The following is a 19636-nucleotide window of genomic DNA, read 5'->3' on the forward strand; positions in this document are numbered from 1 at the left end:
GAAATGCAGTCAGTTAAGTGATTCTTACAATATGTAACGAGCAGCCCGGTCAGGACTGCTCTTCCTCGTAGGCATCGATAATCTTCGCAACGATCGGATGCCGGACGACGTCAGCGGGTTCGAGATACTGGAAATGGATCTCCGGCACCTTGGATAGGATGGATTCAGCCGCGATCAGTCCTGACTTTGCGCCTTTTGGCAGGTCGATCTGCGTCTTATCACCGGTGATGACCATTTTGGAGCCGAATCCGAGGCGTGTCAGAAACATCTTCATCTGCGCATGGGTCGTATTCTGAGCTTCGTCAAGGATGACAAACGCATCATCCAATGTGCGTCCCCTCATATAAGCGAGCGGTGCGATTTCAATCGCCCCCCGCTCGATGAGCCGTTCGGTATGTTCGGCACCCAGCATGTCATGGAGGGCATCATACAACGGCCTCAAATACGGGTCAACTTTGTCTTTCAGATCACCCGGCAGGAACCCGAGACTCTCACCTGCTTCGACAGCGGGCCGGGTGAGGATGATCCGTTTGGCAGCACCCGTTTTCATGGCATGCACGGCCAGCACGACCGCCAAATAGGTCTTTCCTGTCCCTGCAGGTCCGATACAGAACGTCAGGTCGTTGTGACGGATCGCCTGCACATATTCCCGCTGGCCTATCGTCTTGGCCCGGATCACCTTCCCTTTGCTGTTGCGTGCGATTTCTGCATCATACAGTTCGGCAAAATATTCGATAGTACCATTATTCACCATCTCAAGCGCAGTTGCAACATCCCTCTGATTGATCTGGATGCCTTTCCGGATCACTTTGAGCAATTGCTCCAAGAGCTGTTTGGCGGCCTCTGTGCTTTCTTCTGTGCCTTTCAGGGAAATGGTCTCGCCTCTCGTGACAATGGCAGCGCCGAGCTGCTCTTCGATCAATTTGATGTTCTGATCGGAAATACCGAGCAGCATGACGGCTTCGTTCGGGTCTTCCAAATGAAGTTGCAGCATTTGTTCACTCAATCAATCGTCTCCCCCTTGGGATATCGGTCTTTTTTCCGCGATATTTTCATTTATCAAAAAAAGTACAGTCCCTGTTACTTTATCACTGTCAAACGTCACCTGTAAAATGTTTTCATCCTTAATCTCTTTTTCATAGGACGTTTCAGACAGCAGCTTGTGTTTCAGGAGAGGAATCAGAAATGACTCCTCCATCCCTTCGTTCAATTCCACTTCCCTGACAGGATAGTCGGTCATCTCTTTCCACTCGACGACTTTCCACCATGGCCGTCCGTTTTGCCGTTTGTCCGACCATGGAGCCTGCCAGTCAATGACTGTTTCCGTTTCCCCTGCGCTCCTGTACCGGACGGTTCGGGGCAGGCTGAAGCGGTATTCCAGCCAGTAATCAGCAAAGACCGCTCCTTCTGCACCGACGACAGCTGTTTTATCACCTTGGACGAGGACCCCTGTCGCGAGTAAGTCGCCTTTTTTCACCGTCTGGTTCCGGTGGGCGACCGGTTCACCGCTGGACAGCCTGAACCCTGTCACCACCCCGCCTGTACGTGCAGCGAGTTCGCTGGGTTTTCCGTCGGATTCCTGTACACGCGCGGTTTTCGGCGAGAGCATCGGAATGACATGCAGTGTAGTCCCTTTCTTTTCAAACCGCACCCATGACAGATCATGGTCCACCGCCATGATCTGCGTCCGGAGGGCATCCTCCGCCGGTATGCCGCCAAGCAGCTGCATCGGTTTGACAGACGACCGTTCGAGGGCCTGCTGGACCTTTTCTGCTGTCTCCGGGTGTTCCGCGTCGACCGTCACCTGCCATAGGAATAAGGAAGCCGCGAACGGGATGAGACCAAACAGCAAAAGGCTCCACGACCGGAACAGCCGCTCAGCGGGCAGTCCGTCTTCCAGACGGACAATATGGACTTTCAGACGGTGCCGCCTGCGGTTCGCCCTTATGTAGCGGAGTCCCCTGCTGTCCGTCCTCAGCCAGACTTTCCCTGCCTGCTGTTCCACCCGTGTCACTTTCCTGCGGCTGCGCACCATTTCATTGATGAAGGATGTGCAGGAGGAGCCGCTGAGCTCCACATCAAACAGTCTTTTTTTCATGCGCTTCCCCTCCGGCTCCCTGTTTCACTATATGGAGTTCATGCAGCTCGGAAAAGGATAATAATGCAGAATGTTCGAGAAGCATATCGAACTCAAGTCCGGTCCCCCGCAATTCTATATTGTAGCCTTCCTTGCGCAATGTAACGTTACTATCAGTGATCTTGACAAGTTCATATCCGCCCAGCAGTTTGAAGGACGCCCAATCTTCGACTGAGACAAATGAACCCATTTCAAATAGTTTTCTCAAAGCACAGACCCCCTATACCAAATGTATGCTTGGCACAGGGGGTCAATGCGTATTCATCTTCGTTTGGATTTTGGCGGCCCGAGGATTTCAGAGAAGATGATCCCTTTCAGGATATCCTCTTCGTCCGTCAGGCTCAGCCGAACAGCATTTGCGCTCTCTTCAGCAGCTGCAGCAGGATTGTGTGCGGACAGTCTGCCGCTCCTTGGAGCGGAATTCCGCTGGCCCTCGTTCTTGACCGGTGAACCGGCAGCCCGAGGCGCAGGCTTAGGAGTTTTGGCAGCGCCCGGCGGCTGCCGAACGATTTCCGGCCTGGCCGGGGGTTGTTCTTCCACCGTCTTCCGCTGTTCCTCCTGGATTTCGCGGTAGATATCACCCGTCAGTTCCTTCAGCCGTTTGAATGGATCCGGCTGCTGGGAAGCCGGGCGCGGCGTCTTTTGCTGTGGTTCAGGCATACGCCGTGTTTCCTGGACGTCTTTCGTTCCGGCATCCCCTTTGTTCTTTTTACTGAACAGTGTGCTGAGAAGGCCGATCACTGCTAAAATTATAATCTGTTCCATCAGCGCATCCCCTTTCCGGGAAGCTGAAGCTTCTCATTACGGTTTTTTCGGTTTGTCATCTTTACTTTCAGTGCTGCCGATCTTTCCGATTGAATCCCTCATGCCGGTATCGGCCTGCAGGTTTTTATAGTTCATGTAATCCATGACACCGATATTTCCGCTGCGGAGAGCTTCCGCCATCGCCATCGGCACTTCCGCCTCGGCTTCCACGACTTTCGAGCGCATCTCGACGACTTTCGCACTCATTTCCTGTTCGTTCGCAACAGCCATCGCCCGGCGTTCTTCCGCCTTAGCCTGTGCGATGCTCTTATCCGCCATCGCCTGTTCGGTCTGAAGCTCGGCACCGATGTTTTTGCCAATATCCACATCGGCGATATCGATCGACAGGATTTCGAAAGCAGTCCCTGAATCGAGCCCTTTGGTCAGGACCGTCTGAGAAATCAGGTCAGGATTTTCAAGCACCTTGGCGTGGTCGACCGAGGAACCGATTGTCGAAACGATCCCTTCGCCGACACGCGCAACAATCGTCTCCTCACCCGCACCGCCGACGAGCCGGTCGATGTTTGCACGGACCGTGATACGCGCTTTCGCTTTCACTTCGATACCGTTCATGGCAACACCTGCGATGAATGGCGTTTCGATCACTTTCGGGTTGACCGACATCTGGACCGCTTCGAGAACGTCCCGTCCTGCCAGGTCAATCGCTGCAGCACGCTCGAATGACAGCTCGATGTTCGCACGCTGGGCTGCAATCCGGGCGTTGACGACACGGTCGACGTTCCCGCCTGCAAGGTAATGACTCTCCAGCTGGTTGATGGTCACATCGACACCGGCCTTATGTGCTTTGATGAGCGGGTTGACCACCCGGCTCGGAATAACCCGCCGGAGTCTCATCCCGACTAGTGTGAAAATACTGACCCGTACACCTGCCGCCAGCGCGGAAATCCACAATGCGACTGGGACGAACGTGAAAAATACAGACAGGACGATGATCGCCGCAACGACAATCACAACAATCCCTACAAGACCGCCACTGATCATGATTCATTTCCCTCCATTTCCTGAAGTTCCCGTACTACGGTGCGGGAGCCTTCAACTTTCACTATCTTAACATGCTTCCCCTTGTCGATGTAGCTTCCCTCTGAAACTACATCGATCCGATCGCCGTCCATGACGATGGCGCCTGACGGCCGGAGAGCCGTGATGGTGACACCTGTTTTGCCGATCCAGTCGATATGGTTCACATTGGACACATATCCGCTTTCCGTATCGGTTGCATCCAGCAGAATCATCTTGTTGAGCAGATGCAGCCGTTTCCCGAAGAATTTCATGATTACCACCATCCCCATAATTGCTACAGCAATTGCGATGAGCACCGAGACTGCCATATACATCGGATTCGCGCCGGCCATTATGATACTTGCGGTGACTGCCACCGCTCCGAGCACGCCTGCGATGCCATGGGGCAGGAACAGCTCGGCAACGATCAGAGCAGCACCGAGCAGGAACAGCAGAAGTGCTTCATATCCTGCCAGTCCGGCGATCAGATGACCGTAGAAGAACAGCAGCAGTGCCGACAGCCCCATTGTCCCCGACACGCCGAAGCCTGGTGAATACAATTCGACGACAAGCCCGAGTCCTGCTATTGACAGGAGGATCGGGACTACGACCGGATTCGTGATGAACCTTGCAAGCTTCTCACTGAACGCCGGTTCCGATGTGATGATATCCGCATTGTCCAGTTTGATTTCCGCCAGCAGGGCATCATAGTCCTTGATTGTGCCTTCACTGTACTTGACGTCCGGCCGGGCGGCTTCCTTATCCGTCAGCGTCAGCAATTCCCCTTTACCGGCCCGGAACTCGCTCAGGTCGATATCAGCATCCGCCATTGCAAGTGCAAACTTCGGATCCCGATTGTGTGATTCGGCAGCGTTTTGCATGTCGGCGGACCATGCACTCTGCGCCTTCACGCCGGCTGCGTTTCCTGACCCGTCGATAACCGCTGCAGCACCGATCTTGGAGCTTGGCGCCATGTAGATCTTATCGGCATGGAGCGCAAGAAACGCCCCCGCGGACATCGCCCGTGTATTGACATAAGCGATGATCGGAAGTTCCGTCTCATCCATCAGTTTTGCGATTTCGCCGGCAGTTTCCGTGAAACCGCCTGGTGTGTTGATATCCAATATGATCGCATCCGCGTCCGATTCGTCAGCTTCCGTGAAAGACCGTTTCAGGAACGCGTACAGCCCTTTCTCGACTTCGCCGTGTACAGGAACTTTGTAAACGGTTTCCTTTTTAGCAGAAGCGTGGATGGAAAACGGCAGCGATACAGCTGAAACAATCAGTGTTAAGAGCAGCAAAATACGAACCCATTTATGCAAATTATCACCTGCTTTCCTGGATGATTGTCTCTTCAGTATACCTGTTATACGGATGAAACTCACGTAAGTTTCATTCTCTTGAAAGTTTTTGCAGAAACAATTCATTTACACAGCCAAACCTTTAAGGAATAAAAAAATAAGCCGGAAAACCACTGAGGGTTTTCCGGCTTACGCGCATTTACTGGTTTAACATTGCCGCAGGCAATCAATATTGGAGTTAATCAGAATTTGCGTTTACGAGCAGCTTCGGATTTCTTCTTCCGCTTAACACTTGGCTTCTCATAAAACTCATGCTTTCTTACGTCCTGAATCGTACCGCTCTTAGATACGGTACGTTTGAAGCGGCGAAGAGCATCTTCAAGTGATTCGTTCTTACGAACAGTTGTTTTAGTCATCTCTTGTCCCTCCCTCCGAACACACTTCGAACATAGCACACTGCTATGTACTTGAAAATTATATCCTATTATTTTAGAACCGTCAATAAAAAACTAGAAATCAGTAATCATTTTCAGATTGGAGTCCCTGCATGATTGCAACTCCAGAACTTGCACCGATACGTGTAGCGCCAGCTTCCTTCATGGCTTTCAGATCATCCAGACTCCGCACACCGCCGGAAGCTTTCACACCCATTTCAGGTCCGACTACCGATCTCATGAGCTTGACGTCTTCCGGAGTCGCTCCCCCCGTTGAAAAGCCGGTGGACGTCTTTACGAAATCAGCGTTCGCCTGCACAGCACATTCACAAGCAGCCCGCTTTTCCTGATCCGACAGAAGTGACGTTTCAATGATGACTTTCACGATTGCCTGATCACCAGCGGCATCCACGACCGCTTCGATGTCTTTGCGGACAGTTTCAGTATCTCCGCTTTTCAGCGCTCCGATATTGATGACCATATCGATTTCGCCGGCTCCATTGCGGATGGCGTCTTTCGTTTCGAACGCTTTCACTTCAGAAGTGGATGCGCCGAGGGGGAAACCGATGACCGTACACGTTTTCACTGCGGAGCCCTCCAGCTCAGCTGCAGCCGTTTTCACCCATGCGGGGTTGATGCAGACAGAGGCGAACCCGTACTTTTTTGCTTCTTGGCACAGTAATGTGACCTGTGATTCCGTTGCATCCGCTTTCAGCAGCGTATGATCGATCATGTTAGCAATAGCAGTCGTTTCCATTTCTATGACCTCCTGAAGGTTGTATGTACCTCTTCCATCTTATCAGAAAGACGGATAAAAAAGAAGCTGCCGTCAATCCGGCAGCTTCTCTGCGATCAGTGAACCAATTCCTTCGTCTCTTCAAGAACCCTGACGAACTGGCCTTCGTTGTAAGGATATCCTGCTTTCAGCAATTTGACGCGGACAATCTTGCCGACCATGGATTCAGCAGCCGGCAGCACCACTTTCAAATAGTTGTCGGTATACCCTTCATACAGACCGCTGTCCGGATCTTCTTTGAATTTCTCTTCAGGGATGACCTCAAGCACGGCACCTTCGAACTCGGCAGCATATTGCTTGGCAAGCTGATCATTCAGTTCAATCAGACGGTGGACACGCTCGTTTTTGACGTTTTCATCGACCTGATCTTCCATCCGGGCAGCCGGCGTACCGGTCCGTTTGGAGTACGGGAATACATGCAGTTCGGAGAACCGGTGATCACGGATGAAATTATATGTTTCCATGAATTCCTCTTCCGTCTCCCCCGGGAATCCGACGATTACGTCCGACGTGATCGCCAAGTGCGGCAGTGCTTCACGCAGGCGGTCGAGACGCTCCGCGAAGAATTCCATCGTATATTTACGGCGCATGCGTTTCAGGACTGTGTCCGAGCCGGATTGGATCGGGATATGCAGGTGTCGTACGATGATTTCCGAATTCTTCAGCACTTCGATAACTTCGTCCGTCAGCTGGCTCGCTTCGATGGAACTGATGCGGAGCCGTTTGAGACCATGGACTTTCGTTTCAAGATCTGTCAGCAGTCTCGCAAGGTTGTAATCTTTCAGGTCTTCCCCGTATCCGCCGGTATGGATGCCGGTCAATACGATTTCGAGATAGCCTGCATCGACAAGCTGCTGTGCCTGCCGGACGACTTCTTCCGGATCCCGGGAGCGCATCAGGCCGCGGGCCCATGGGATGATGCAGAATGTGCAGAAATTGTTGCAGCCTTCCTGGATCTTCAGGGAAGCACGTGTGCGGTCAGTGAATGCAGGAACATCCAGCTCTTCGTACACACGGTTTTTCATGATGTTCCGCACAGCGTTGATCGGCTGGCGCTCGCTGCGGTACTCCTCGATCAGTCCGAGCAGTTTGGTGCGGTCCTGGGTGCCGACAACGATGTCGACTCCGGGGATTGCCATGATTTCAGCAGGGGATGTCTGCGCGTAGCAGCCAGTGACGCAGATGACCGCGTCCGGATTCTGTCGGACAGCCCGACGGATGACCTGACGGCTCTTCTTGTCCCCTGTGTTCGTGACAGTACACGTATTAATCACATAGACGTCGGCGTTCTTCTCGAACTCCGTACGCTCATAGCCGGCTTCTTTAAACAGCTGCCAGATCGCTTCAGTCTCATAGTGGTTCACTTTACAGCCCAATGTATGGAAGGCAACCAATGACATCAGCTGCTCACCTCTTTCATTCGAATTCATAGGACACGGCGGATAGGACATACAAAGGTGCAGTTTCCGTCCGCAGGATGCGGGGCCCGAGTGACATCGGCAGGAAGCCGGACTCTTCAAGCTGTTCCGCCTCATTGCGTGACAGACCGCCTTCCGGCCCGAACAGGACCAGTATCGATTGTCCATGATACACCTTTTGCAGACGCACTGCAATCTTATTTGACATGCCTTCCTTCGCATCCTCCTCGTCCGCAAAGAGGCATACATCAAACTGACCGGCGATGCCGAGTATGTGGCGGAAACTGACTGGTTCACTGATCACGGGCACTTCCGTGCGATGTGACTGCTCTGCTGCTTCTTTCGCGATCTTTTCAAGCCTCGCTGTTTTTTTGCCGCCTTTTTTTTCATCCCATTTGACGATCGAACGCGCAGCCTGGAAAGGGATCATGCCGGCCATTCCGAGCTCTGTCCCTTTCTGGGCGATTAGTTCCAGCTTATCGCCTTTCGGAAGCCCGCATGCCAGCGTCACACGGACCGGCAGCTCACTCTTCTGTGCAGTGCGGCCGGCCGCCTGGACATGGACACCGGCTTCGTCGATATGCGTAATATCGGCGATATGACCGATGCCGTCGTACACACAGCAGATCGTGTTCCCCGGCGACATCCGCATGACACGTGTAATATGCTTCTCGTCTTCGCCAGTGATGACGGCTGCACCTGTTTCATCGAATGGAGCATCCAGAAAATAGCGCTGCATGATTACACCTCTTTTTTACGGGCGATCAATGCGACCCAGTCTTCCATGACGACCGATTCGACCAGTTCGAAGCCCTTTCCGATCAGGTCCTCTTTGACCAGGTCCTTCTTTGCGGAAATGATCCCCGAGACGATGAACAGGCCGCCCGGAGCCAGCAGTTCGTGTGCATCTGAGGAAAAGGTGACAATGACTTCCGCAAGGATGTTGGCGACAATGACATCGGCCTGCTCATTTACAGATTCCAGCAGATCCCCCTGCATGACCTCTATCTTTTCGTCACAATTGTTCAGGGAAATATTCTCTTTCGCTGCAGCGACCGCCACTTCGTCCAGATCCAGCGCCAGTATTTCCTTAGCATCCAGCAGGGCAGCCCCGATCGCCAGCACACCCGAACCTGTTCCTACGTCGATGACATAGTCCTCAGGCTTCACATACTTCTCCAGCGCCTGCAAGCACATGACCGTCGTCGGATGCGTACCTGTCCCGAAAGCCATACCCGGGTCCAATTCGATGATCAGTTCATCCGACTCGACGGGTTCATACGACTCCCACGTCGGTACAATCGTGAAACGGCCTGAAATCTTGACAGGATGATAGTATTTCTTCCAGGCGGTCGCCCAGTCCTCTTCATCCACCTCAGTTGTCGTGATCGCTTTTTTCCCTGTATCGAGGTTGAATTCCTTCAGCTTATCGATCGATTCACTGATTTCCTGCACCGTCTCTTTCAGGAAGCTGTTCGCAGGCAGGTATGCTTTCACGAGCACGCCTTCCGAAGGGTAATCTCCGGGATCAAGATCATAGATTTCACCGAACCGGTCTTCGTGCTCCCGCTCCGGCTCAACGGAATCTTCGATGACGACACCGCTGGCACCTGCTTCGTGGAGAATGTTCGCGACTGCTTCCGTCGCTTCGTTTGTTGTGTGGATTGTAATTTCAGACCATTTCACGTGTACTCAATCCTTTCAGTCGCCTTTGAATGACCGCTTGATTTTATCGAACAGGGAACTTGAGTATTCGCCCGGCGAATCTCCGTCGATCGATGCAAATTCACGCAGCAGTTCCTTCTGTTTCTCTGTCAATTTCTTAGGGGTCACAAGCTTGACGATGATATGCTGATCACCGATTCCGTGGCCGTGGACGTTCTGGATCCCTTTACCTCGGAGGCGGAACGTGGTGCCGGTCTGCGTGCCTGCCGGGATTTTCAAGTTCACTTTCCCGTGGATCGTCGGCACTTCGATTTCGTCACCCAGTGCCGCCTGTGGGAACGTCAGGTTGACTTCCAGGATGACGTCGTCCGCTTCACGGATGAACTTCTCATGCGGGCGTACACGGAACACGATGTACAGGTCTCCTGCCGGACCGCCGTTCACGCCGGCTTCACCCTGGCCTGCCACCCGCAGCTGCTGGCCATCATCGACACCTGCCGGGATGGTGACTTTTATTTTCTTGCGCTTGGTCACGCGGCCTGAACCGTGGCACGTTTCACATTTCTCTGGGATGATCTTGCCCGTTCCTCCGCACACGTTACAGACTTTGCGGTTGACCATCTGTCCGAGCGGTGTGTTCTGGGTGACGGAAATCTGACCGGTTCCACCGCAATTCGTACACGTTTTCGGAGTGGTGCCCTTCTTGGCGCCGCTGCCATGACACGTTTCACAAACTTCCTCACGCGGAATTTCGATCTCGGTCTCTTTTCCGAAGGCCGCCTCCATGAAGTCGACTGTCATCGTATACTGGAGATCGTCTCCCTTGCGCGGTGCATTCGGATCACGCCGTCTGCCGCCGGCACCGCCGAAGAACGAACTGAAAATATCCTCGAACCCGAAACCGTCACCTCCGCCGAAACCGCCGAAGCCGCCCCCTCCGAAGCCCTGGTTCGGATCTGCGTGCCCGTATTGGTCATAGGAAGCCCGCTTGTTTTCGTCACTCAGCACTTCGAAGGCTTCCGTCACTTCCTTGAACTTCTCTTCCGCCCCTGCCTCTTTGTTCAAGTCAGGGTGATACTGCTTGGAAAGCTTGCGGTACGCTTTCCGGATCTCTTCCTTGGTTGCCGACTTCGACACGCCAAGCACTTCGTAATAATCACGTTTGCTCATTGGTCCACACTCCTGAAAACTCATTTAGCGTTGAGTGCATTGTAACACTAAAAGAGGTTGTTTGGGTACAAACGAAAAAGCCAAAGCCGGAATATCGGACTTTGACTTTTCCGTCAATCAAGTATCGGTTCAGTTTTTGTTGTCGTTGTCCACTTCAGAGAAATCGGCGTCAACAACTCCGTCGTCGTCCGAACCCGGCTGGTCTCCGCCTTGTGCGTTCGCTTCGGCTTGTGCCTGCTCATACATTTTCATCGTCATCTGCTGGACGACTTGTTCGAGAGCATCTTTCTTTTCTTTGATGTCTTCCAAGTTGTTTGCCTCAATTGCGGATTTCAGCGCTTCCTTCGCTTCGTCTACGCTTTTGATCTCCTCTTCGGAAACTTTTCCTTCCAGGTCCTTCACGGTTTTTTCAGCCATGAATACGAGCTGGTCCGCTTCGTTACGGAGATCAGCTTCTTCCTTCTGCTTCTTATCCTCTTCCGCGTGTGCTTCGGCATCTTTCACCATGCGGTCGATTTCATCATCAGAAAGGCCTGAGCTCGACTGGATGGTGATGTTCTGTTCTTTTTGAGTGCCCATATCTTTCGCTTTGACGGTTACGATACCGTTCTTGTCGATATCGAACGTCACTTCGATTTGAGGGACTCCGCGTGGTGCCGGCGGGATATCCGTCAATTGGAAACGGCCGAGCGTCTTATTGCCGCTCGCCATGGAGCGCTCTCCCTGAAGGACATGGATGTCCACTGCAGGCTGATTGTCCGCAGCTGTCGAGAATACTTGCGACTTGCTTGTCGGAATAGTCGTATTCCGCTCGATCAGCTTCGTGAAGACACCGCCCATCGTCTCGATGCCGAGCGACAGTGGTGTCACGTCGAGAAGCACGACGTCCTTAACGTCCCCTGTCAGGATCGACCCCTGTACAGCAGCTCCCATCGCAACGACTTCGTCAGGGTTGACGCCCTTGAACGGCTCTTTGCCTGTTTCTTTCTTGATTGCTTCCTGGACGGCCGGGATACGGGTGGATCCGCCGACAAGGATGACGCGGTCCAATTCTGAAGCTGACAGGCCGGCGTCTTTGATGGCCTGGCGTGTCGGAACCATCGAGCGCTCCACGAGGGATGCTGTCAGTTCGTCGAATTTCGCACGGGACAAATTCACTTCCAAGTGTAGCGGTCCGGCCTCCCCTGCTGTGATGAATGGAAGTGAGATCTGGGTCGATGTAACACCCGACAGATCTTTCTTCGCTTTTTCAGCCGCATCTTTCAGGCGCTGCATCGCCATTTTGTCTTTTGACAGATCGATGCCGTTCTCTTTGCGGAATTCCTGGACGAGGTAATCGATGATGATATTGTCGAAGTCATCGCCGCCCAGTTTGTTATCGCCCGCAGTTGCGCGCACTTGGAAGACGCCGTCTCCGAGTTCCAGGATGGATACGTCGAATGTACCGCCGCCAAGGTCATAGACCAGGATTGTCTGGTCTTCTTCCGTTTTGTCAAGACCGTATGCAAGCGCCGCTGCTGTCGGCTCGTTGATGATCCGCTCGACTTCGAGACCGGCAATCGTACCGGCGTCTTTCGTCGCCTGGCGCTGTGCGTCGTTGAAGTAAGCCGGAACTGTGATGACAGCCTTCGTCACTTTCTCGCCGAGATAGTCTTCCGCATAGCCTTTCATGTACTGGAGGATCATTGCTGAGATCTCCTGTGGTGAATACTCCTTGCCGTCGACTTTCTCTTTGTAATCAGAACCCATGTGGCGTTTGACCGACATGACCGTGTTCGGATTCGTGATGGACTGGCGTTTTGCGACTTCACCGATCTGCCGCTCGCCGTTCTTGAACGCTACGACTGAAGGTGTTGTGCGGTTGCCTTCCGGGTTCGGGATCACTTTCGCTTCTCCGCCTTCATAAACTGCCACTACTGAGTTCGTTGTTCCTAAGTCGATTCCGATAATTTTGCTCATAGAAAAATTCCTCCTAAAATGTGTTCGTTATAGTAGGTTGTCAGACTCGATTATTCGTTCACTTTCACCATCGCCGGACGGAGTACTCGATCTTTCAGCATATACCCCTTCTGCAGCACTTCAAGCACGATGCCGGATGGCTTTTCCTCATCCGTACCGGTCATGACGGCCTGATGGAAGTTCGGATCGAAGTCGAGACCAGCCGCCTCGATCTCCTGAAGACCTTCGGATTTCAGTGCATCGTCAAGACTGCGGTACACCATCTGCATACCCGTCATCAGACTTTTCGCATCTTCGCTTTCGGCTTGGACGGACAGACCTCTTTCGAAATTATCGAGAACAGGTATGAGGTGCGTCAGTACTTCCTGGGCGCGGTATTTCTGCATCGCCTCTTTGTCCAGGTTCGCCCGCCTGCGGGTGTTATCGAGGTCTGCCAGAATCCGCAGCCGGCGGTTCTCCTCTTCTTCCAGCCTGTTCTCGAGATCTGCAATCCGCCGATCTCTTTCATCCGCCTCTGCACCGTCTGTCTGATCTGCAGTGCCATTTTCAGCGTCAGGCTGCACAGCGTTTTCTTCTTCGGTATCGTTCACCGCACCGCTGCTGTTTTCAACTTCTTCGGAAACTGGTTCTTTTTCTGTCATGGTTTGTTCCTCCTATCCGTTCTTCCATCAATCGTGAGTTTTTCCAATGCCGCCGACAAGTCTTCGCTGAGAATATCGAGCAGCGTGATCACTCTGCCGTAGTCCATCCGTTTCGGACCGATGATGGCAATTGAACCGGTCATGTCGGTACCAACGGCATAGGCGGTGGAGATAACACTGAAATCATCGAGCGTATGCTCCTTGTTTTCGGAACCTATGCGGACTTGGATGCCCGCAAAAGTCTGTTCGAACAGCCGCAGCGGTACGCCCTGTTCGATAGCCTCGAGAAAGGACTTCACTTTTTCTATGTCATTGAACTCCGGCTGTTTCATCATGTTCATCTGACCGCTCAGGAAGAGCCGTTCATCCGTCTTTCCGGCCATGGCGTCCTGTATGGACGAAAGGATTGCTCCTGCATTGCTCACATGGCGCTCGTACAGCTGTTTCGACTCAGCAGCGAGCTTTCTGGGAATGTCCGACAGCGGCGTTCCGACGAGCCGTTCATTCAGAAGATTCACCATCCGTTCAATATCAGATGGTGACAGGCCGTCCGTAATATCGACGACATGATTCTCCACTCTTCCTGTATTGGTCACCATGATGGCGACAGCTTTGTCATCCGACAGCGGCACGATCGAAAAACGTTTTACCTTATGCGCTTTTGTATCCGGCCCGAGCAGAACCGTCGTGTAATCCGTCAGTTCAGACAGGATGGACGCAGAATTTCTTATCAGCACTTCCGCTTCCAGCGCCCTTTCCCGGAATACCGAACGGAGCTGGAGGTTATCCTCCGTCTTAAGCTTTTGGGGAGTCAGCAAGTGGTCGACGTAAAATCGGTATCCCTTCTCAGAAGGGACCCTCCCGGATGACGTATGGGTCTTTTCTAAAAAACCCATTTCTTCCAAGTCTGCCATCTCATTGCGTATCGTGGCCGGACTGAAAGGCGCTTCCTTTTTTTTCGAAAGCTGTCTGGAGCCCACAGGCTGAGCGGATTCGATGAAGTCGTTAACCGTCAGTTGCAAGATAAGCAATTGCCTGTTTGTCAACATGATCATCACTCCTGTTAGCACTCAAGTAGAACGAGTGCTAATACTATATTCAATTTACCAAAATGCGAAAGCAGTGTCAAACGATTGGATCGCTTTTACAAGAGGAATTGCTGGAATGCTTCATTGCCCTTGAAAACTCCGTCCTTTGTCAGACGGACACGGTCTCCCCGGCGTTCCAGAAGGCCCCTGGCGGCCAGATCATCCACCACGCTGCCGTATTTCTCTTCCAAGGGTATACCGAATTTGAGGGCGAACTTGCCGGCGGAGACCCCGTCGAGCTTCCGCAGACCGAGGAACATCTCCTCTTCCATTTTCTCCTGCTGGGTCACTTCATGCTCCTCCAGCCGAGGCAGCCGTCCTTCGTCCACCGCCGCCATATACTTTTTCAGCGGGCCGAGGTTCGCATACCGGACACCGTCCAGGTAACCATGGGCACCCGCACCGACGCCTGCATATTCATCGTTCTCCCAATAGATCATATTATGGACGGACTCATGGCCGGGGATTGCAAAATTGCTGATTTCGTACTGTCCGCGGCCCGCTTGTTCCATCCTGCTGATCAACGACTCGAACATCGCTGTTTCCGCATCCTCCCCGGGAAGCGGCAGCCGCCCTTTGTTCATGAGATTATAGAAGACAGTCTTCGGTTCGATGATGAGCGAATACCCGGAGTAGTGAGGGAGATCGAGAGCGAGTGCCTGATCCAGTGTCGTCTCCCATTGCTTGCGGGTCTGATCCGGCAGTGCGTAGATGAGGTCGATGCTGATGTCATCGAATCCATTCTTACGTGCATCCGCGATGACTTGCACTGCCTGTTCAGGACTGTGGGAGCGGCCGATCCGTTTCAGCAGTGCTGGATCGAACGATTGGACACCAAGACTGAGCCGCTTGATGCCTCCGTTTTTAAGCACGCGCAACTTGTCCGTCGTCAGTTCGTCCGGATTGGCTTCCGTCGAGAACTCCGTCAGACGGGCAGTGTCCACGAATGAGCCGACGATTTCCAGCAGTGTGTCGAGCTGCCCGGCTGTCAGGGCAGTCGGCGTACCGCCGCCGAAAAAGACGGTTTCCACTGTGCTGAAGTCGGCACCTGCCTGTTTCAGTATGGATAGTTCTCCCCGGATCGATTCTAGATAGGCATCGACCGGCTGGTTTTTGACAAAGACCTTATTGAAATCACAATAGTGGCAGATTTGGTGACAGAACGGGATATGGATGTACAGACCTCTCATTTGCTGGGTTTCCTCCTGTAAACGCCAAACAGAGGGCATGGAAGCCCCCTGTCTGCGCAGTTCATACTTATTCTTCGTCCATCCGCAATACAGCCATGAAGGCTTCCTGCGGCACTTCGACAGAGCCGACTTGCTTCATTCTCTTTTTGCCTTCTTTTTGTTTCTCGAGCAGTTTCCGTTTCCGTGAGATGTCGCCGCCGTAGCACTTCGCCAGGACGTTCTTCCCCATGGATTTGATCGTCGAACGCGCGATGATCTTCTGGCCGATTGCCGCTTGGACCGGCACTTCGAACTGCTGGCGCGGAATCAGGGATTTCAACTTTTCGACAATCGCTTTCCCGCGTTCGTAAGAGAAGTCCTTGTGGACGATGAAGCTGAGCGCATCCACAGTCTCTCCGTTCAGGAGGATATCCATCTTGGCAAGCTTCGACGTCTTGTATCCCATCAGTTCGTAATCGAGTGATGCGTATCCTTTCGTACTGGACTTCAGCTGATCGAAAAAGTCATAGACGATTTCAGCAAGCGGCAGTTCATATACGATATTGACACGGGAGGCATCCAAATAATCCATCGTCAGGAAATTCCCGCGTTTTTTCTGACACAATTCCATGACCGCCCCTACATAGTCATTCGGAACCATGATGGATGCTTTGACATACGGCTCCTCGACGTACTCGATCTTCTGGGCGTTCGGCATCATGGACGGGTTGTCCACTTTCACTTCGCTGCCGTCCGTCAAGACGACATTGTAGATCACGCTCGGTGCCGTCGTGATGAGATCGATATTGAATTCCCGCTCGATCCGCTCCTGGATGATTTCCATATGGAGGAGGCCGAGGAATCCGCACCGGTATCCGAAGCCGAGTGCCTGGGATGTTTCCGCTTCATACTCCAGGGCGGAGTCGTTCAATTCAAGTTTCTCCAGCGCTTCCCGGAGATCGTTATATTTGGATGTATCGATCGGATACAGCCCGCAGAAGACCATCGGGTTCATCTTCCGGTAGCCTGCCAGAGGTTTTTCAGCCGGGTTGTCCGCGAGGGTGATCGTATCCCCCACTCGAGTGTCTCCGACCGTCTTGATGGCCGCTGACAGATACCCGACATCGCCGACGGTCAATTCGTCGCGCGGCGAGATTTTCGGAGTGAAGACACCGAGGTCCACCACTTCGAATTCTTTTCCTGTTGCCATCATGCGGATTGTGTCTCCCGGCTTAATGGAACCTTCCATTATACGAATATTAACGATGACCCCTTTGTACTGATCATAATGGGAGTCGAAAATCAGCGCTTTCAGCGGTGCGTCCGGATCGCCAGATGGTGCAGGCACCTTCTCGACGATCTGTTCCAGGATCTCTCCGATACCGATCCCGGATTTTGCGGATGCATGAACTGCTTCGGATGCATCGATGCCGATGACGTTCTCGATTTCATCCTTGACGCGGTCGGGATCGGCTGCCGGAAGGTCGATTTTATTGATGACTGGCAGGATTTCCAAGTCGTTATCAAGTGCCAGATATACGTTCGCAAGCGTCTGTGCCTCGATTCCCTGCGCGGCATCCACAACCAGTATGGCGCCTTCGCACGCGGCAAGGCTTCGTGACACTTCGTATGTGAAGTCGACATGCCCCGGTGTATCGATCAGGTGGAATGTATACTCTTCGCCATTTTTCGCTTTGTACATCAGCTGCACGGCATTCAGTTTGATGGTGATTCCCCGTTCGCGCTCGAGATCCATGGAGTCGAGTGTCTGGGTTTTCATTTCCCGTGCAGTGATCGTGCCTGTCTGTTCGAGCAGCCTGTCGGCCAAAGTGGATTTCCCGTGGTCGATATGCGCAATGATCGAGAAGTTCCGTATGTTTTTCTGTCTGTCCAGTTTCTGCTGATGATTCATCATAATTTTCACTCCTAATTCGGCTAGTATGAATTATAGCAGAAACCCGGCACCGGTGTTAGACATTTCATCCGGAAGTGAGTAGTCCGCCTGCCCCACGCCAAAAAGACGGCCGCATATCCAGCCGTCTTGTTCGTTACCTGCACACGCAGGACTACTTATCAATCTGCCTGTTCCTCCGTTTGCAGAAGGTTTGCCGCCTCGGCGATCACGGCGATCGTCCTGTTGAGTTCGTCTTCCGTATTGCCGATGCCGCCCAGCTCGATCAGGATGAAGCCAGGATGAAGATCCTGATTGTATTTCCCATCGACCCCCGGTCCGCCTTTCAGCAGGATGTTGCGCGTGATTCCGGGGACGATCGCTTCCATCTGAGCGGCCAGATCCTTTGCTGCCCGGTAATTCTTCTTATACTGGGGATGTTCCTGACCGACGACCATTGCAATCTTTGCATAGCGGTTCTCCTCGTATTCCACGGTTGTCTTCCCTGCGGGCACAGAATCCCTATGGATGTCGAACACAAAATCATATTCTTTGCCTGCCAGTGCTTTTTCCAGATACGGACGTATTGCTTTGTATGATCGGTGATAAGGGATTTTCTGTTTGACCATCTCTTTTTGGATGTCGACAGGCAGGATATCCGCTTCCGCACCCATGGCATCCAGCTGAAGACGGAGCGTTTCACCGAACTTGGTGATGTTTTCTGTTTTATGGGAAACGGCCACTTTCCCATCTGCAGCCTTGGTGATCGGTTCATACGCTTCCTCCGAATGGGTGAAGTGGAGGAGGATCTTTTTCCGGTCTGCAGCTTTCGGCGGTTCAAGTACATTCGATGCATAGACGATGTACGCTTTCTGTTTCAATGCGGCAGGCGCGCTGCCCGGCTGTTTGGCGGGAATCAGCTGGAGCAGGATCGGGAACAGAAAAAGTGCTAATACGGCAAAAGTCCAGATATACAGTGTTTTTTTCAAGAGTCATCCCCCCGTCTCCGGCTACTATATGCCGGAGACGGCGATTCAAGAACTTTTCTTGAACGAATGGATCCAGGAAGCAAGTGCCGAACTGAGTGCAGATGCATACAGCTGCACCCATCCGTCGATCTCCTTCGGGGAGATAAACGTCTTCAGCTGGTGATTCGACAGAACCTCTTCGAACAGCTGGACGCGTTCCTCGTGCGGCCATGATGCCCAGTCACCGAATATCGGAATCAGGGTCTTCCGGTCGGCACCCTTATTCTCATTGTGCAGCCAGGGAGCTACGGACAGCTTGGCGGACGGTTTGCTCTCTTCCTCTATTTTAGCTGCCATGTAGCCGAATAATGTATCGATCGCATCCGCGATGAGTACAGGCCCATCGACGACTGTCGGGATACCGATTGCAATTACAGGCACACCGAGCGTTTCCTGCGACACTTCCTTCCGGCTGTTGCCGACACCCGAACCCGGATGGATGCCTGTATCAGTGATCTGGATGGTCCGGCAAAGCCGGCCGCTGTCACGGGCGGCAAGTGCATCGATAACCACCAGCAGATCCGGGCGGATAACGTCTGCAATCCCTTTGATGAAATCCGCTGTCTCCAGCCCAGTCTGTATCGTGACACCCGGTGCGTACAGGTAGATTTCCGCGCCGGTTTCCTGGTAGTAATCCGGTACAATCGGCTGCAGGCGCTCCATCGTCAGCGGTCCGACTGCGTCAGGTGTCACATCCCGATTTCCGAGACCGACGAACAGCAGCTTGCTGTCGTCTTTCAATGCAAGCGGCTCTGTCAGACTCTTCAGCTGGCGCACCATCTCTTTCGTGAGCTTCGCCAGTCCGCTCTTGTCATCGGCATGCAGCAGCGGATCTGTCAGGGTGATATAGGTCCCTTCCTTTTTCCCGATCCGCTCTTCGCCCTTCTTGTCGATCCGCACTGTTGTCACAAGCATCCTGCCTTTTTTGTCTTCTCGGAACTCGACGCCCCGTGAGTTATCCAGCGTCTCTTTTTCATCTTCAGTTCTATGTCTCACCATCTCTTCGCTTTCGACAACCAGATCCGTACGGTAAAAGTCATGGCTCTCCATATTCATCACCTCATTGTCCATTCTGGACGCGGGACAGGTTTTTTATGCTCTCTCATTTTGTTCAA

Annotated in this window: 19 protein-coding genes; all 19 read right to left on the bottom strand. The window is 52.9% G+C overall.

Annotated elements, in window-relative coordinates; genetic code table 11:
- Window positions 1-49: 49 nt before the first annotated feature.
- Window positions 50-1006 (bottom strand): PhoH family protein, encoded by a 957-nt coding sequence (locus QWT68_RS05825; RefSeq protein ID WP_290150154.1) that lies wholly within the window; start codon window positions 1004-1006, stop codon window positions 50-52.
- Complete coding sequence (locus QWT68_RS05830) at window positions 1007-2098, bottom strand: sporulation protein YqfD (protein ID WP_290150156.1); 1092 nt, start codon at window positions 2096-2098, stop codon at window positions 1007-1009. It lies immediately after the preceding gene.
- Window positions 2079-2345, bottom strand: coding sequence for a hypothetical protein (locus tag QWT68_RS05835; RefSeq protein ID WP_040286646.1), 267 nt, complete (start codon window positions 2343-2345; stop codon window positions 2079-2081). The genes QWT68_RS05830 and QWT68_RS05835 overlap by 20 nt, the downstream gene beginning before the upstream one ends.
- A 53-nt stretch (window positions 2346-2398) precedes the next feature.
- Window positions 2399-2902, bottom strand: a complete 504-nt coding sequence (locus tag QWT68_RS05840; protein ID WP_040286647.1) for a hypothetical protein — start codon at window positions 2900-2902, stop codon at window positions 2399-2401.
- Between the two features lie 36 nt (window positions 2903-2938).
- Window positions 2939-3943 (bottom strand): flotillin-like protein FloA, encoded by a 1005-nt coding sequence (gene floA, locus QWT68_RS05845; protein ID WP_290150158.1) that lies wholly within the window; start codon window positions 3941-3943, stop codon window positions 2939-2941.
- The gene (locus tag QWT68_RS05850; protein WP_040286649.1) at window positions 3940-5283 is read right to left on the bottom strand and encodes an NfeD family protein; all 1344 of its coding nucleotides are present in this window, start codon (window positions 5281-5283) and stop codon (window positions 3940-3942) included. The genes floA and QWT68_RS05850 overlap by 4 nt, the downstream gene beginning before the upstream one ends.
- A gap of 221 nt (window positions 5284-5504) precedes the next feature.
- Entirely contained in the window at window positions 5505-5678 is a 174-nt protein-coding gene (rpsU, locus tag QWT68_RS05855; protein WP_025784794.1) for a 30S ribosomal protein S21, read from the bottom strand.
- Window positions 5679-5778: 100 nt separating this feature from the next.
- Window positions 5779-6453, bottom strand: coding sequence for a deoxyribose-phosphate aldolase (gene deoC / locus QWT68_RS05860; protein ID WP_040286650.1), 675 nt, complete (start codon window positions 6451-6453; stop codon window positions 5779-5781).
- A 95-nt stretch (window positions 6454-6548) separates the two neighbouring features.
- Complete coding sequence (mtaB, locus tag QWT68_RS05865) at window positions 6549-7892, bottom strand: tRNA (N(6)-L-threonylcarbamoyladenosine(37)-C(2))-methylthiotransferase MtaB (protein ID WP_040286651.1); 1344 nt, start codon at window positions 7890-7892, stop codon at window positions 6549-6551.
- A gap of 16 nt (window positions 7893-7908) precedes the next feature.
- Window positions 7909-8649 carry a 16S rRNA (uracil(1498)-N(3))-methyltransferase gene (locus QWT68_RS05870; protein ID WP_040286652.1) on the bottom strand — a complete coding sequence of 247 codons (741 nt, stop codon included), beginning with the start codon at window positions 8647-8649 and terminating at the stop codon, window positions 7909-7911.
- A gap of 2 nt (window positions 8650-8651) precedes the next feature.
- Window positions 8652-9596, bottom strand: coding sequence for a 50S ribosomal protein L11 methyltransferase (prmA, locus tag QWT68_RS05875; RefSeq protein WP_290150162.1), 945 nt, complete (start codon window positions 9594-9596; stop codon window positions 8652-8654).
- A 15-nt stretch (window positions 9597-9611) separates the two neighbouring features.
- A complete protein-coding gene (gene dnaJ / locus QWT68_RS05880; RefSeq protein ID WP_040286654.1) occupies window positions 9612-10745 on the bottom strand; it encodes a molecular chaperone DnaJ in 1134 nt (377 codons plus the stop codon).
- A 129-nt stretch (window positions 10746-10874) separates the two neighbouring features.
- Window positions 10875-12704, bottom strand: coding sequence for a molecular chaperone DnaK (dnaK, locus tag QWT68_RS05885; protein WP_040286655.1), 1830 nt, complete (start codon window positions 12702-12704; stop codon window positions 10875-10877).
- A 50-nt stretch (window positions 12705-12754) separates the two neighbouring features.
- Window positions 12755-13345, bottom strand: a complete 591-nt coding sequence (gene grpE, locus QWT68_RS05890; RefSeq protein WP_290150164.1) for a nucleotide exchange factor GrpE — start codon at window positions 13343-13345, stop codon at window positions 12755-12757.
- Window positions 13342-14394, bottom strand: a complete 1053-nt coding sequence (gene hrcA / locus QWT68_RS05895) for a heat-inducible transcriptional repressor HrcA (protein ID WP_040286657.1) — start codon at window positions 14392-14394, stop codon at window positions 13342-13344. The genes grpE and hrcA overlap by 4 nt, the downstream gene beginning before the upstream one ends.
- A gap of 95 nt (window positions 14395-14489) precedes the next feature.
- A complete protein-coding gene (hemW, locus tag QWT68_RS05900; RefSeq protein WP_290150166.1) occupies window positions 14490-15623 on the bottom strand; it encodes a radical SAM family heme chaperone HemW in 1134 nt (377 codons plus the stop codon).
- 67 nt (window positions 15624-15690) lie between these two features.
- Entirely contained in the window at window positions 15691-17514 is a 1824-nt protein-coding gene (gene lepA / locus QWT68_RS05905) for a translation elongation factor 4 (protein ID WP_040287254.1), read from the bottom strand.
- A 161-nt stretch (window positions 17515-17675) separates the two neighbouring features.
- The gene (gene spoIIP / locus QWT68_RS05910) at window positions 17676-18482 is read right to left on the bottom strand and encodes a stage II sporulation protein P (RefSeq protein ID WP_040286659.1); all 807 of its coding nucleotides are present in this window, start codon (window positions 18480-18482) and stop codon (window positions 17676-17678) included.
- A 45-nt stretch (window positions 18483-18527) separates the two neighbouring features.
- On the bottom strand, window positions 18528-19571 hold the full coding sequence (gpr, locus tag QWT68_RS05915; protein ID WP_040286660.1) for a GPR endopeptidase: 1044 nt from the start codon (window positions 19569-19571) through the stop codon (window positions 18528-18530).
- Window positions 19572-19636: the final 65 nt, after the last annotated feature.

The sequence above is a fragment of the Sporosarcina trichiuri genome (assembly GCF_030406775.1).
Lineage (GTDB): Bacteria > Bacillota > Bacilli > Bacillales_A > Planococcaceae > Sporosarcina > Sporosarcina trichiuri.